At 69.5% G+C, this 14599-nt stretch carries 14 protein-coding genes; 9 read left to right on the top strand and 5 right to left on the bottom strand.

From position 1 onward, the window contains the following. Positions 1 to 12: 12 nt before the first annotated feature. Positions 13 to 720 carry a Crp/Fnr family transcriptional regulator gene (locus tag EJO71_RS20855; RefSeq protein WP_125950136.1) on the bottom strand — a complete coding sequence of 236 codons (708 nt, stop codon included), beginning with the start codon at positions 718 to 720 and terminating at the stop codon, positions 13 to 15. A 61-nt stretch (positions 721 to 781) separates the two neighbouring features. Beyond that, positions 782 to 1168: a DUF1090 domain-containing protein gene (locus EJO71_RS20850; protein WP_206169031.1), complete on the bottom strand. Its 387-nt coding sequence runs from the start codon at positions 1166 to 1168 to the stop codon at positions 782 to 784. Positions 1169 to 1320: 152 nt separating this feature from the next. Here EJO71_RS20850 and EJO71_RS20845 point away from each other — a divergent pair, with 152 nt between their 5' ends. From EJO71_RS20845 to EJO71_RS20830, 4 genes are read left to right on the top strand one after another with little or no spacing between them, the layout of a single operon-like run. Continuing rightward, positions 1321 to 2241 (top strand): 3-keto-5-aminohexanoate cleavage protein, encoded by a 921-nt coding sequence (locus tag EJO71_RS20845; RefSeq protein ID WP_125950137.1) that lies wholly within the window; start codon positions 1321 to 1323, stop codon positions 2239 to 2241. A 38-nt stretch (positions 2242 to 2279) separates the two neighbouring features. After that, positions 2280 to 3491, top strand: a complete 1212-nt coding sequence (locus tag EJO71_RS20840; protein ID WP_125950138.1) for an ABC transporter substrate-binding protein — start codon at positions 2280 to 2282, stop codon at positions 3489 to 3491. After that, a complete protein-coding gene (locus tag EJO71_RS20835) occupies positions 3488 to 4456 on the top strand; it encodes a 3-hydroxyacyl-CoA dehydrogenase NAD-binding domain-containing protein (protein WP_240651447.1) in 969 nt (322 codons plus the stop codon). Before EJO71_RS20840 ends, EJO71_RS20835 begins: the two co-directional genes overlap by 4 nt. A 1-nt stretch (position 4457) precedes the next feature. Beyond that, a complete protein-coding gene (locus EJO71_RS20830; protein ID WP_125950139.1) occupies positions 4458 to 6275 on the top strand; it encodes a feruloyl-CoA synthase in 1818 nt (605 codons plus the stop codon). A gap of 12 nt (positions 6276 to 6287) precedes the next feature. On the opposite strand, the gene EJO71_RS20825 is transcribed toward EJO71_RS20830, so the two are convergent. Then, positions 6288 to 7100: a PaaX family transcriptional regulator gene (locus EJO71_RS20825; RefSeq protein WP_125950140.1), complete on the bottom strand. Its 813-nt coding sequence runs from the start codon at positions 7098 to 7100 to the stop codon at positions 6288 to 6290. Positions 7101 to 7158: 58 nt separating this feature from the next. Between EJO71_RS20825 and EJO71_RS20820 the strand changes: the two genes are divergently transcribed. Continuing rightward, positions 7159 to 7941 carry a crotonase/enoyl-CoA hydratase family protein gene (locus EJO71_RS20820; RefSeq protein ID WP_125950141.1) on the top strand — a complete coding sequence of 261 codons (783 nt, stop codon included), beginning with the start codon at positions 7159 to 7161 and terminating at the stop codon, positions 7939 to 7941. 11 nt (positions 7942 to 7952) lie between these two features. Here EJO71_RS20820 and EJO71_RS20815 read toward each other — a convergent pair whose 3' ends face one another. Continuing rightward, positions 7953 to 9338, bottom strand: a complete 1386-nt coding sequence (locus EJO71_RS20815; RefSeq protein WP_125950142.1) for a PLP-dependent aminotransferase family protein — start codon at positions 9336 to 9338, stop codon at positions 7953 to 7955. Positions 9339 to 9475: 137 nt separating this feature from the next. Here EJO71_RS20815 and EJO71_RS20810 point away from each other — a divergent pair, with 137 nt between their 5' ends. The 3 genes from EJO71_RS20810 (at position 9476) to EJO71_RS20800 (ending at position 12681) form a co-directional block, all read left to right on the top strand. Continuing rightward, positions 9476 to 10762 (top strand): hydroxymethylglutaryl-CoA reductase, degradative, encoded by a 1287-nt coding sequence (locus EJO71_RS20810; protein ID WP_125950143.1) that lies wholly within the window; start codon positions 9476 to 9478, stop codon positions 10760 to 10762. An 81-nt stretch (positions 10763 to 10843) separates the two neighbouring features. Then, positions 10844 to 11296, top strand: coding sequence for a hypothetical protein (locus EJO71_RS20805; RefSeq protein WP_125950144.1), 453 nt, complete (start codon positions 10844 to 10846; stop codon positions 11294 to 11296). Next, positions 11293 to 12681, top strand: a complete 1389-nt coding sequence (locus tag EJO71_RS20800; protein ID WP_125950145.1) for a tripartite tricarboxylate transporter permease — start codon at positions 11293 to 11295, stop codon at positions 12679 to 12681. Before EJO71_RS20805 ends, EJO71_RS20800 begins: the two co-directional genes overlap by 4 nt. On the opposite strand, the gene EJO71_RS20795 is transcribed toward EJO71_RS20800, so the two are convergent. Further along, positions 12678 to 14015 (bottom strand): hypothetical protein, encoded by a 1338-nt coding sequence (locus tag EJO71_RS20795; protein WP_125950146.1) that lies wholly within the window; start codon positions 14013 to 14015, stop codon positions 12678 to 12680. The genes EJO71_RS20800 and EJO71_RS20795 overlap by 4 nt on opposite strands. A 92-nt stretch (positions 14016 to 14107) precedes the next feature. Here EJO71_RS20795 and EJO71_RS20790 point away from each other — a divergent pair, with 92 nt between their 5' ends. Next, a complete protein-coding gene (locus EJO71_RS20790; protein WP_093195743.1) occupies positions 14108 to 14530 on the top strand; it encodes a hotdog fold thioesterase in 423 nt (140 codons plus the stop codon). The last annotated feature ends 69 nt before the right edge of the window (positions 14531 to 14599 follow it).

The raw sequence follows: 14599 nt of genomic DNA, 5'->3' as shown, positions 1-14599 counted from the left end.
GAATTTCGCTCCTTACTCGATGAATCGACGCAGCCCTTCGAGGTCGATCACGGTGATTCCCCCGTACTCGATCCGAAGAAAGCCCGCTTCCTTCAGCCGGTTCAGCGCCGCGTTGCACCGCTGCCGCGACACGCCGGAAAGATTGGCGATCTCTTCCTGCGAAGTCTGCAGATGCGGCTCGCTCCCCGGATGCAGCCACGGGTGGAACAGCCCCGCCAGCGCGCGCGCCACCTGGCTGTCGGCGTCCAGCAGGCGATGCGCCGCGTAGTTGCCCATGAACCAGTGCAGCCGCTCGTTGATCTGCTGCAGCAGGAAGTGGTCGAAGCCGCGCTGCGTGCGGTGCAGCCACTCGAAGGTTTCCAGCGGCAGCTGCGCCACGCGGCTGGGCCGCAGCGCGATGATGTCGGCCGAACGCGGCAGCGCGCGCAGCAGCGTGCCCTCGCCGAACCAGCTGCCCACCGAAAGACCGCCGAAGGTCACGGAGCGTCCGTCGCTCGAGGTGATCGACCACTTGAGCAGCCCTTCGAGCGTGCCGTACCAATGCAGCGGCGTGTCCCCGCGCCGGCACAGCGCGGCGCCGGCCGCCACCTCGACCTCGCGCATCTCGTCGAGCACGCGCTCGCCCGCGCTCACGTCGAGCAGAGGGAACCAGGCCGAACCTTGCAGCAGTTGGGGGATCGTCAGCGATGCCGAACGGGGGGTCGGCCTGGTCGTGGGCATGGGATGGAAAACGGATGGCTCTGCGAGCCCCTGTCGTGTTCGGTTCTTCTTGCTTTCTTGCCTACTGCGCGCCCTTGAGCTGCCGCAGTTCCGCCTGCGCCTCGCGCAGCTTGTCCTCGCGCTTGGCCACCTTGTCGGCGCCGCCGTTGCGCCGGGCGTCGCGCAGGTCGCGTTCGCGTTTCGCCACTTCGCGCTCCTGGGCGCGGATGCGCTTCTGATGCTCCGCCGCCAGTTTCGCCTCAGTGCAGTTGTGGCGCACCTCGCTCAACGCCTTTTCCAGCCCGCGCAAGCGTTGCTTCTGGCCCCTGGCCTTGGCCTCCTCGATGTCGCGGCCGATGGCCTCGCGCTTGGCCTCGCAGGTGGTGGGCGCCGCCGCCGCCGGTTGCGCAGCGGTCCAGGTCGAGGCCAGCGCCGCCGAGGCGGCCAGGAGGAGGGGCAGCAGTTTCACGGGTTCTCCTTGAAGCGCGCGATGGCGCAGGGGCAACTTTAGCCGGTGGCGCAGGTAAACCCTGCCCCCAAATGTCGTCGCGATGACTGAGTGAATCGGCACCCAAAAAAATAATTGCACGCCCCCATGAAAGACACCAGGAGCCCCCGAGCATGTCGAAGCGCAAAGTGATCGTGACCATCGCCCCGACCGGCGGCATGGCGCACAAGTCGCAGAACCCCCACCTCCCCACCCAGCCCGCCGAGATCGCCGCCGACGTGCTGCGCTGCTGGAACGCCGGTGCCAGCGTGGTCGCGATCCACGCGCGCCGCCCGGACGACGGCGCCACCTGCAACGCCGAGGTGTACCGCGACATCAACAGCCGCATCCGCGCTGGCGGCAGCGACATCGTCATCAACAACTCCACCGGCGGCGGCGTGCACGGCGACATGGTGAAGCCGCTGGCCGGCGACCGCTGGGAGATCGCGTGGGAAGAGCGCATCAAGGGCATGGACGCAGGCGCCGAGATGTGCACGCTCGACGCCACCACGCTCAACCTGAGCTTCGAGGGCAGGCAGATCCTGATGGACACGCCCATCACCCGCGGCCGCGAGCTGGCCGCCGGCATGAAGGCGCGCGGCATCAAGCCCGAGTGGGAGGTGTTCAGCCCCACGCACATCCTGCAGGACACGACCACGCTGATCGGCGAAGGCCACGACGACGAGCCCTACTTCATCAACCTGGTGATGAACGTGCACCGCAACTTCCAGAACGCGATGCCGTATTCGCCGCGCAACCTGCAGATGATGGTCGACACGCTGCCCAAGGGCGCCATCTTCGGCGTGAGCGGCATCGGCATGTCGCAGCTCGAAGCCAACGTGGCGGCGCTGCTGCTGGGCGGCCATGCGCGCGTGGGCCTGGAAGACAACCTCTACTTCCGCCAGGGCGAGCTGGCCACCAACGTGCAGCTCACCGAGCGCATCGTGCGGGTGATCCGCGAGCTCGACATGGAAGTGGCCACGCCCGCCGAGGCGCGGCAGATGATGGGCCTGCCGCGCGTGGGCACGCCGAGGCCCGAGTTCGCGCTGGGCTGAGGGCACGGACGACAAGAACGATCAACGGAGACAAGCACATGAACACTCTTTCCCGCACCGCCCTCGCCACTGCCATCGGCATGGCATTCGCCGCCGGCGCATCGGCCCAGGTGTCCGACGACACGATCCGCATCGGCTTCATCAGCGACATGTCGGGCATCTACCGCGACTACGACGGCCCGGCCGGCGCCGAAGCCATCCGCATGGCGATCGCCGACATGGGCGGAGCCATCGACGGCAAGAAGATCGAGCTGGTCACGGCCGACCACCAGAACAAGCCCGACATCGCCGCCGCCAAGGCGCGCGAGTGGTTCGACGTGCAGAAGGTCGACATGCTTATCGGCGGCGTCAACTCGGGCGCGGCCATTGCCATGGCGGGCGTGGCGGCCGACAAGAAGAAGCCCTACTTCGTGGTGGGCTCGGGCGCGTCCAGCCTCACCAACGAGTATTGCTCGCCCTACACGGTGCACTACGCCTACGACACGGTGGCCATGGCGCGCGGCACCGCGAGCGCGGTGGTCAAGGCCGGCGGCAGGAGCTGGTACTTCGTGGCAGCCGACTATGCCTTCGGCGCAGCGCTGCAGAACGACGCGACCAAGACCGTGCTGGCGAGCGGCGGTACGGTGGCCGGCTCGGTCAAGCACCCGCTGGGCGCGAGCGACTTCTCTTCCTTCATGCTGCAGGCGCAGAACTCGAAGGCACAGGTGCTGGCGCTGGCCAACGCGGGCGGCGACACGGTCAACGCCATCAAATCGGCGGCGGAATTCGGCCTCGGCAAGAACATGAAGCTGGCCGGCATGATCATCACCATCAACGACGTGCATGCGCTGGGCCTGAAGACGTCGCAGGGCATGTACCTCACCGACAGCTGGTACTGGAACCAGAGCCCCGAGGCGCGCGAGTGGTCGCGCCGCTTCTTCGACAGGCACAAGCGCATGCCCTCCTCCTTCCACGCCGGCGACTACTCGGCCGCGCTGCAGTACCTGCAGGCGGTGAAAGCCGCGGGCAGCGACGATGCCGACAAGGTGATGGCGCAGTTGCGCAAGACGAAGTTCAATGACATGTTCGTCAAGGGCGGCTGGCTGCGCGACGACGGGCTGATGGTGCACGACATGCACCTGATGCAGGTGAAGGCGCCGGCCGAGTCGAAGGAACCCTGGGACTACTACAAGGTGGTCGAGCCGATCCGGGGCGAGGCCGCATGGACAACGAAGGCTGAGAGCCGCTGCGCGCGGTGGAAATCGACATGAGCGACATGAGCGACATGAGCACATCCTTGCTGGAAATCAGACGCGTGGCGGTGGTCGGCACCGGCGTGATCGGCGCGAGCTGGGCCGCGTACTTCCTCGCGCACGGGCTCGACGTGAACGCGACCGACCCCTCTCCCGGCGCGGAAGAGAGGCTGCGCGAAGCCGTGGCGCGGCACTGGCCGACGCTGGAGCGCTTCGGCCTCGCGCCGGGCGCCTCGGTAGACCGCCTGCGCTTCCACGACAGCCTGGAAGACGCCGTCTCGGTGGCCGACTTCGTGCAGGAGAACGGCCCCGAGCGCATGGATTTCAAGATCGACCTGTTCCGCCGCATGGACGCGGCCGCGCCGCCCGAGACCATCCTCGCCTCGAGTTCCTCGGGCCTGGCGATCAGCGGCGTGCAGTCGGGCTGCGCGCATCCGCAGCGCGTGGTGCTGGGGCATCCGTTCAACCCGCCGCATCTGATCCCGCTGGTGGAAGTGATTGGCGGCGAGCAGACCTCCGCCGAGGTCATCGAACGCACGATGGCGTTCTACGCAGCCATCGGCAAGCGGCCGATCCATGTGAAGCGCGAGGTGAAAGGCCACATCGCCAACCGGCTGCAGGCCGCGCTGTGGCGCGAGGCCTTCCATCTGGTCGACCAGGGCGTGGCGAGCGTGGCCGACATCGACGCAGCCATCGCGCACGGGCCCGGCCTGCGCTGGGCGGTGATGGGGCCGTTCATGAATCTGCATCTCTCGGGCGGCGCAGGGGGCATCGAGCATGTGCTCGCGCACCTGGGCGGGCCGATCGAGGACTGGTGGAAGGACCTGGGCGCGCCGTCGATGACGGCCGGTCTCAAGCAGAAGGTGGCGCAGGGCGTGGCCGAGGAGCTTGGTCTCCGCCTTGCGGCAGATCTCGAATCCGCCCGCGACACCCTGCTGTTAAACCTGATTCGCGCCAAGAGCGACACCGGCAGACTCGATTGAAATGACCGACTTCCTCCAAGACGAAAGCCTGATCGCCCCGCCCCGCACGGTGCGCATCGACTTCGACGACGGCTCCTTCGCGCTGCGTTCGCCGATGGCGCTGAAGCCCTATGCGCGCTGCATCGGCGAATGGATCGAGCGCTGGGCAAGCGAAACGCCCGACGCGCTGGCCTTCGCGGAGCGCGACGAGAGCGGCGAAGGCTGGCGCAAGCTCGACTACCGCGCGCTGCGCCAAGCGGTAGGCGCAGTGGCGCAGGGCCTGCTCGACCTGAACCTGCCGGCCGGCCAGCCGTTGGTGATCCTTTCGGACAACGCCATCGACCACGCGGTGCTGATGCTCGCGGCCATGCACGTCGGCCGCACCGCCTGCTCGCTTTCCAGCGCCTACTCGCGCATGGCGAAAGACCCGTCGCGGCTGCACGGCATGCTGCAGGCGCTGAAGCCGGGGCTGATCTACGCATCCGACGCCAGGGTGTACGGCGGCTCGCTCGCGGGCTGCGGCGTCGAGGCGGTCACAGTGTTCAGCCGCAACGCCGATGCGCATCCCGGCGCGTTGTCGTTCGACAGCCTGCTCGCGGCGAAGGAAACGCCCGCCGTCATGCAGGCCTTCGCCAGCGTGCTGCCCGACACGCACGCCAAGTACCTGCTGACCTCCGGCTCCACCGGCAAGCCCAAGGTGGTCATCAACACGCACCGCATGCTGTGCGCCAACCAGCAGATGATGGCGCAGACCTGGCGCTTCCTCGCGCAGGAAAAGCCGGTGCTGGTCGACTGGCTGCCCTGGAGCCACACCTTCGGCGCCAACCACAACCTGCACATGGTGCTGTGCCACGGCGGCGCGCTCTACATCGACGAGGGCCGGCCCGCGCCGGGCCTGATCGAGAAGACGGTGCGCAACCTGCGCGAAGTGAAGCCCACGCTGCTGTTCAACGTGCCTCGCGGCTTCGACATGCTGCTGCCGTTCCTGGAGGCCGACGACGCGCTGGCCGCCGAGGTGTTCTCGCGGTTGCGCCTTGCCTTCTACGCGGCGGCGGCGCTCGCGCCCTCCACATGGCAACGGCTCGAGGCGGTGGCCCGGAGGGTGCGACCGGCGCGGCCACTGTGGCTCACCACCTCGTGGGGCGCGACCGAGACGTCGCCCGCCATCACCTCGGCGCACTGGAAGCTCGACGGCGCCGGCTGCATCGGCGCACCGCTGCCGGGGCTGGAGCTGAAGTTCGTGCCCAACGGCGAGAAGCTGGAGATGCGCGTCAAGGGCGTGTCGGTGTTTCCGGGCTACCGCGACGCCCCGCGCGAGACTGCGCAAGCCTTCGACGAAGAAGGCTACTACCGCATCGGCGACGCAGGCTTCCTGACCGACCCGGCGCAACCCGCGCGGGGCGTGATCTTCAACGGCCGCGTGGCGGAAGACTTCAAGCTCTCGACCGGCACCTGGGTCTCGGTGGGCACGCTGCGCGTGAAGCTGGTGTCGATGCTCGCGCCACATGTGCAGGACGTGGTGCTCACGGGCCACGACCGCGACGAGATCGGCATGCTGGTGTTCGCGAGCCCACAGGGCGCCGCGCTTGCACCACAGGCACTGGGCGAGCGCATCGCCGGCGTGCTGCGATCTCTGCGCGACGAAGGCGCGGGCTCCTCGCAATGCCCGGCCTGCGCGCTGGTGCTGGCAGAGCCGCCGAACCTCGATGCGGGCGAGATCACCGACAAAGGCTACCTCAACCAGCGCGCGGTGCTGACGCGGCGTGCGGCCGAGGTCGAGCGGCTGCATGCACGCACGGCCGCTGGCGGCAACGCGCAGGTGGTGCGGCTGGACGGCTGAACGGGGCCGGACTCAGGCGTCGGTCTGCGCCAGCCATTTGCGCCACAGGACCAGCGCCTTGTCCTGGTAGCGGCGGGTGGCGGCGAGCAGCGCCGTGCGCGGCTTCGGCGACATCAGCTCGGACGGCAGCAGCGGATCGCGGATGAGATGCCCGATCACGGCGCGCCCCAGCAGCAGCGACTCGCGCGTAGCGGTTTCGAGCTTCTGGTTGCGCAGCCGCTTCTCGCTGCGTTCCAGGCCCGTTTGCAGGCGGCGGTAGTCGGCCTCCAGCGCGCGCACGTTCCACAGCTTGCGCGCCGCCGCCTGCGCCGCATCGTCGAGGTCGGCCAGCCGGAACACCAGCGCGCTGGGCTCGAGCCCCAACGCCGCCAGCTGCTCGCGTTCGGCCTCCAGCCCGCCCGCGAGGTTGTCGGGCCGCACGTGCAGGCCCGGGCGCAGCGCCGCGAATCCGCGCAGCGACAGCGCGAGCCCGTGATGGCGCCATGCCGTCTTGTCGGTGCGCGGCACGCCGGCGTCGTGCACCGCGAGCCAGTCGCCGCGCCATGCGACGGCCTGCGCCTGCTTGTGCCGCCAGTCGTCGACCGCGCGGGAGAGCGCCGCGCCGCGCCGGTCGAGCGAATAGTTGCCGCGCTCGCCGCGGGCGATCTTGCCCTCGGCCGCCAGCCGCGTCAGGCCCACGCGCAGGGTCGACTCGCCGATGCCCATGAGCGCACCCGCGCGGCACAGCGACTGCGCGCTGAGCGTGCCGCCGTCGGCCACGAGCAGGTCGAGGATCAGGTCGGGGGCGCTGGGGAACGCCACCGGCACATTACATACTTTGTCCATCGTTGCGAAATGAAGAAATATTTTTTAGGATGGGATTTTGCCCCGGAAGGACGCGCGCATGGCCATGCAATACGTGAGCTGCGACACAGATGGCGCCGTCTGCACCATCACCTTGAACCGGCCTGACAAGCGCAATGCGGTCGACGGCCTGGTGGCGGCCGAACTGCGCGAAGCCTTCGGCCGGTTCGAGGCCGAAGATGCCCTGCGCGTCGCGGTGCTGACCGGCGCGGGCGGCAATTTCTGCGCGGGCGCCGACCTCTCCGCCGTGGGCGACCCGGCCCGCCGCAACGAGCTCGACCCCCAAGGCGGTGGCAGCGGCCCGATGGGGCCGACGCGCATGGCACTGTCGAAGCCGCTGATCGCCGCGGTGAACGGCTTCGCGGTGGCGGGCGGCCTCGAACTAGCGCTGCTGGCCGATCTGCGCGTGGCCGACGAGGACGCGGTGTTCGGCGTGTTCTGCCGCCGCTGGGGCGTGCCGCTGATCGACGGCGGCACCGTGCGGCTGCCGCGCATCGTGGGCATGGGGCGCGCACTCGACATGATTCTTTCGGGCCGCCCGGTGGGCGCCCCCGAGGCGCTGGCGATGGGCTTGGTCAACCGCATGACGCCGCCCGGCGGCGCGCTGGCCGCCGCGCAGGAACTGGCCCATCAGCTTTCCGCCTTCCCGCAGCAATGCATGCTGGCCGACCGCCGCTCCGCCTACGAGCAATGGAACATGCCGCTCGCAGAGGCGCTGCGCCACGAGGGCGCGCAGGGCGTGCCGGTGGTCTTCGCCGAGGGCGCCGCCGGTGCCGCGCGCTTTGCCGGCGGCGCGGGCCGGCACGGCGAGTTCAGGCACTGAAACGCACGCGCCTAGGCACCCAGCCGGCGCAGCGTGGTGCGCAACGCCTTGGCGAAACGCGGATCCGCCATGGCGCCCACGTTGAAGCGCGACCAGCGCGACACCTGCGTCGAGTCGACGCTGAAGATGCGCCCCGGCGCCATCACGATCTTGCGGGGCAACAGCTCCTTCGCGAAGGCCAGCGAGTCGGCCACGCCGGGCAGCGCGGCCCACACGTAGAGCGACTGCGGAGTGCGCGCGAACACCTCCGCATCGACCGACTCGAAGAGCCTGATCGCATTGCGCGTGGCCTCGCCCAGCCTTGCCTGCAGGCGGTTCAAGTGCCGCTGGTAGTGGCCCTCGCTCAGGATCACGTCGACCGTGCGCTCGCAATACTCCGAGCTGCTCACGTGGATCAGCGCCTTCAGGTCCGCGAGGTCGCTCGCCAGGTCCGCGCCGCAGGCGATGAAGCCCACGCGCAGCGCCGCCGAGAACGACTTGGAGAAGCTGCCGATGTAGATCGTGCGCTCCAGCTGGTCGAGCGCGGCCAGGCGCGGCAGCGAGGTGGGCTTGAAGTCGGCCAGCGGATCGTTCTCGACGATCAGCAGGTCGTGCTTCTGCGCGAGCTGCAGCACGCGGAATGCCTTGGCGGGCGAGATGTCGGAGCCGGTGGGGTTGTGCGCGATCGACTGCGTGAAGAACAGGCGCGGCCGCTCGGCGACGAGCAGGCGCTCCAGCGCCTCGAGGTCGGGCCCGTCGGCCAGGCGCGGCACACCCAGCACCTGCGCGCCCGCAAGCTTGAGCTTGCCGAACAGCGGGTAGTAGCCCGGGTCGTCCACCAGCACCTTGCCGCCCGGCGGCACGAAGTAGCGGATGACGATGTCCATCGCCTCGTTGGCGCCGTGCGTGAGCACGATCTGCCGCGGCTCGGCGCCGATGCCGAAGTCGGCGAGCTTGCGCACGAGGTGGTCGCGCAGCGGCGCGTAGCCGAAGCGGCTGCCGTAGCGAAACAGCGCGCCGAGCCCCGTGCGGACCACCTTGGGGTGGTACTTGTCGAGCCGCACGTCGGCCAGCCATTCGACCGGCGGAAAACCGTCGCCCACGGCGATCGCATCGGGCTGCGTCTTGAGCTGCTCGCGCATGAGCCACACGATGTCCATGGCGCGGCCGAGGCTGCCTGCGTCTTCTTCCACCGGCTTGACCGCCTGCTGCGGCAGCACGAAGTAGCCCGAACCGCGACGCGGCTCGACCAGCCCGCGCGACACCAGCAGCTCGAAGGCGGCCACGACGGTGTTCTTGGCGTAGCTGTGCAGTTGCGCAAGTTCGCGCAGAGAAGGGAGCTTGTCGCCGGCCTTGTAGGCGCCGCTGGCGATCTGGCGCGCGAGAGTCTCGGCGAGCGAGTCGGCAATGGTGGTCATGGGCGCCGACTGTGACACAGCGGTCCGCTTTCGCGCACCACTGTCCGCACTGTCCCGCCAAACTGTGCCTTCCGCCGGCGGTACAGCCGACCTAAATTGCCTGCTCCCGAATTCATCCTCCGAAGAGACACGCAACGATGGTCGCCGATTCCCGCATTCCCAATTTCCGCGCACTCACGCCCGCGCAGCGCTTTGCCCACGTAGCGCAGGCCGCCTCCCTGAGCGACGAAGAGGTGGCGCTGCTCACCCGACCCGGCGCCCTGGGTGTGGAGCGCGCCAACGGCATGGTCGAGAACGTGATCGGCACCTTCGAGCTGCCGCTGGGCGTGGCCGGCAACTTCATCGTGAACGGCCGCGAGTACCTCGTGCCGATGGCTGTGGAAGAACCCTCGGTGGTGGCCGCGGCCTCCTTCATGGCCAAGCTGGCGCGCGAAGGCGGCGGCTTCGAGGCCTCGAGCACCGGGCCGCTGATGCGCGCGCAGGTGCAGCTGATCGGCGTTGCCGACCCGTACGGCGCGCGGCTCGCGCTGCTGAGGGCGCGCGACGAAATCCTTGCCGTGGCCAACAGCCGCGACAAGGTGCTCATCGGCCTGGGCGGCGGTTGCCGCGACATCGAGGTGCACGTGTTCGACAGCACGCCGCGCGGCCCGATGGTGGTGATGCACCTGGTCGTCGACGTGCGCGACGCGATGGGCGCGAACACGGTCAACACGATGGCCGAGGCGGTGTCGCCGCTGGTCGAGAAGCTCACGGGCGGCACGGTGCGCCTGCGCATCCTCTCGAACCTGGCCGACCTGCGGCTCGCCCGTGCACGCGTGCGGCTCGAACCCGCCGTGCTCGCCACGCGCGAGCGCAGCGGCGAGGAAGTGGTGGAAGGCGTGATCGACGCCTACACCTTCGCAGCCGTCGACCCCTACCGCGCAGCCACGCACAACAAGGGAATCATGAACGGCATCGACCCGGTGATCGTCGCCACCGGCAACGACTGGCGAGCGGTGGAGGCAGGCGCGCATGCCTACGCCTGCCGCAACGGCCGCTACACCTCGCTCACGACCTGGGAGAAGGACAACGGCGGCGCGCTCGTCGGCACCATCGAGATGCCGATGCCCGTCGGCCTGGTGGGCGGCGCGACGAAGACGCATCCGCTGGCGCGGCTGGCGCTGAAGGTTCTCGGCGTGCAGTCGGCGCAGGAGCTCGGCGAGGTGGCCGTGGCGGTCGGCCTCGCGCAGAACCTCGGCGCGCTGCGCGCGCTGGCCACCGAAGGCATCCAGCGCGGCCACATGGCGCTGCACGCTCGCAACATCGCACTGGTGGCGGGCGCCACGGGCGACGAGATCGACGCGGTGGCGAAGCAGATGGCCGCCGAGCACGACGTGCGCACCGACCGCGCGGTGGCGCTGCTCGAGGCGCTGCGCAGGAAGTAGGCAGGCAGACAGGCAACGCGGAAGACCGCGGCGGCCACGCAAGGTGGTCGCCGGAACAACCACAGACGGAGACAACGAGAAATGAACGCAGAAGAAGCAACGCCCGCCCGCTGGCGGCTGGTGGAGATATGGGGCGACACGGCCGACCTGGGCCACCTCGCGTGGTCGATCGCGATCGGCGTCGCGGTGAGCCTCACGGGCTACCTCGTCGCCAGTCGCGTGCTCGCAAGCACCGTGGGCACGCCCGAGCTGGCGCGGGCCTACGCGATGCTCGCCGGCCTTGGCGGCTGCGTGGTGTCGGGCCTGATCTGCGCGAAGCTCTTCACGCCGAAGCGCGAAGTCGTCGAAGGTACTGACGCCGATCCGCGCTGGCGCGAGGAGGTGCTGGCCGAGCTGGCCGCCGAACACGGCGGCCTCGGCTCGATGGACGACCTGCCGCCCGTGGTGGTGCGCGAGATGAAGGAGCTCGAGATCCACGAGCTGTTCGCGTCGTACGAGCCCCGCGCCCGGCGCGTCGAAGGAGCCGCGCAATGATCGACGCCGCGCTCCTGAACCAGATCCTCGTGGCCACCGGCATGGGCCTCGTGGGCGCCGTGGTGTTCGCGGCCATCGGCCTCGTGTCGGGCACCGACGAGACCACCACGCTCGCGCCGCTCACACTGCTGGTGGTGCTGCTCGGCGTGCCGCCGGTGGGCGTGTTCACCTTCTTCCTGGCGGCGGCCGTCGCCAAGCACATGACGCACGCGGTGCCAACGGCCCTGCTCGGCATTCCGGGCGACACCATGGCCACGCCGCTGCTGCAGGATGCCAACGTGCTGCGCAACCTGGGCGTGCCGCACATCGCGCTGCGCAAGATGGTGTCGGGCGCGATCATCGCGGCCTTCATCGCGGTGCCGCTGGCCGTGCTGTTCGCGGTGCTGCTGGCGCCCTACGGCGCGGCCATCACCAAGGCGGCGCCGTGGATCTTCGTGGCGGCTGCGGTGGCCATCGCGTATTTCTCCAGCGGGCGCTGGGCCTCGGTGGCGACGCTGGTGCCCTTCGTGATGGTGATCGTGGCGCTGCAGGCCCTTACCGGCAAATACGGCGTGAAGCTCAGCATCAGCTACTTCCTGGGCATCGCCATCGGGCCGCTGGTGGCCGACCTGTTCTCGGTGATCTCGCCCGCCGCGCGTGCCCGCATGAAGCGCGACAAGGTCCGCACCTTCTCTCTGGCGCCCGACGTGAAAGGCTGGTCGGGCTACTTTCCCAACCCGTTCAAGGTGCTCGACCGCGGACAGGTGAAGTGGACCTTCGCGACGGCGGCGATCTCCAGCGCCACCTTCGTGTTCAGCCCGGTGGCGATGACGGTGGTGCTGGGCGAGCTGGTCGGCTCGCGCATCAGGCATGCGTACCACCGGCTCACCACCACGCTGGCCGCGCGCAACGGCGTGACCGAGGCCACCTACATCGCCGAGGCGCTGATCCCGCTGATCGCCATCGGCCTGCCGCTGAGCCCGGTGGCCGCCGGGCCGGCCGCGCCGCTCTTCAACGCACCGCCGGTGTTCACCATCGATGCGGCCAGCGGCCAGACGCACAACCTGCACAACCTGCTGAACCACTGGGAATTCCTGGGCTACGGCATGCTGGCGGTTGTCCTGGCCGCGCTGGTGGCCTATCCGTTCACCATGAACTTCGCGCGCCGCGCGGCGCTGTTCGTGTCGCGCAAGGTGAGCCACGAGGCGATCATCGCGACCTTCGTCGGACTGATCGTGGTCATCAGCGTGTGGGAGGGCCAGCTGCTCGGGCTGCTGGTGATCCTGACGATGGGACTGCTGGGCGGCCTGTTGTCGCGTGCGATCGGGTTCAACACCGGCGTGCAGTTCATGGGCTACTACACGGCGGTGCTGACGGTGCCGGCGGCCATCAAGGCCTTTGCCTAGGGCCTGGCCCGGGCCTTGGGTTTGGGCACCGGCTTCTTCGGCTTGCCCCCGCCGAAGATCTTCTCCACCTGCTGCCCCACGCGCGCCCCGATGGCGGTGCCCACGCCCGGCAGCACCGCGCTGCCGATGGCCGCGCCGGTCAGCGCGGCGCCGGTCAGCGAGAGTTCGGGGTCGCTCATGGTGCCGCTCACCTTCAACGGCACGCCGACCACGCCATCAACGAGGTCCACCGCGATCTCGCCGTCGAGCTTGCGGTTGAACAGCTTCAGGTTGCCGCTGGCCTTGAGCACGCCCGAGCGGGCCTTGAGGTTGCTGTACTGCAGCACCACGCCGTCCTCGGTGCCCTGGGTGTCGAGCGTGCCGCTGAGTTCTTCCAGCGTGGTGGTGCCGCCGCGGCTGATGCCCGCGGTGGTGACGGCCTTGGCCACGTCCAGCCTGGTGAGCGTGGCGGGCTGCACCGAGAAGGTGGTGCGGGTGTGCAGGCTGCGGATCAGCGCGCCCAGTTCGTCGGCGCTGCCCGCCTCGGCCACCAGCGTGGTGTTGCCCGAGAACTTGCCGGCCACCGAGGTGCTGCGGCCGAAGGCCTGCGCCAGGCTCTCGATGTCGATCTGGCGCGGCTCCAGGTCGGCCGAGAGCTGGAGCTTGCCGTCGGGCTGGGTCTCGAGGCGGGAGACGCCGTTCCAGGTGCCGCCGCCCGCGTCGATGCGGGTGCGCCAGCGGTCCTGCCCGGCCTGGCGGTCGAGGCGCAGGCGCGCGGGCGGTGTCAGGCCGGAGCGCTCGACCCGGGCCTGGCGCGGGCGCCAGCCGGGGTCGAAGCGGATGTCGCCGTCGTAGGCCAGCGCGATGTCGCGCCGGTCGATCCATGTCACGTCACGCCAGCGCAGCTGTTCCACGGGCACGGGCGCGAGCGTCCATGGCGCGGGCAGCGCGACGACGCCCCCGCCCCCCTCCTGCGGTTTCGGCCCCTTGCCGCGGAACGCCTGCACCGAGGCACGCGGCAGCACCAGGCCCTCGATCTCGATGTCGTCCACGGCAATGACGCGCTGCAGCAGCGGCACGGGCTGCAGCTGCAGGGTGAGGCGGCGCAGGGTGATGGGTCGCGGCTGGTCGGTGGCGATGTCGGACAGCACCAGCACGGGCATCGGCAGCAGCGTCCAGTGGGCGCCACCGATCTTCAGGGCGACGCCGAAGCGCTTCTCGAAGCCTTCGGCGATCTTCGCGGCCACCTCGTCGTCGGTGGGCAGGCGCGTGGCCACCACCCACACCAGCGCGCCGATGCTCAGCAGCAACGCGATGGCGATGCCGGCGAGCCAGCGGCGGAGGGGGCGCTTCATCGGCGCAAGGTAGCACGCAAAGGCGACTCGGTTTGTCAGTCGCCATCGCTATAGTTTTGGCCACTCTGTTACAGGCAAGAAAGAAGCACCGAATGCGTATCTGGAAAAAAGAGATCTCCGTCGAGGCGCTGACGCGCAACCACGTGGGCACCGCCGTCTCGACGCTGGGCATGGAGTTCCTGGAGGTGGGCGACGACTTCATCCGCGCCCGCTGCCCGGTGGACGAGCGCACCCGCCAGCCCTACGGCATCCTGCACGGCGGCGTGTCGGTGGTGCTGGCCGAGACGCTGGGCTCCTGCGGCGCCCACTACTCGGCCCCCGAGGGCGACCGGGCCGTGGGCCTGGACATCAACGCCAACCACATCCGCTCGGTCACCAGCGGCTGGGTGATCGGCACGGCGCGGCCGGTGCACCGGGGGCGCACCACGCAGGTCTGGCAGATCGACCTGACGAACGAGGCGGGCGAGCTGACCTGCGTGTCGCGCATCACGATGGCGGTGCTGCAGCCGCGCTGAGCGGCGCCTCTCCCCTGTTCTTTTTCTTTCTCCGGCACAGGGTGGCGCCGGTGTTCAGGGCGGTGTTCC

Origin of the sequence: Variovorax sp. 679 (assembly GCF_003952185.1) — a bacterium.
Taxonomy (GTDB): domain Bacteria; phylum Pseudomonadota; class Gammaproteobacteria; order Burkholderiales; family Burkholderiaceae_C; genus Variovorax.
The sequence above is the reverse complement of the archived record's forward strand: the minus strand, read 5'-3'. Positions and strand labels throughout refer to the sequence as shown.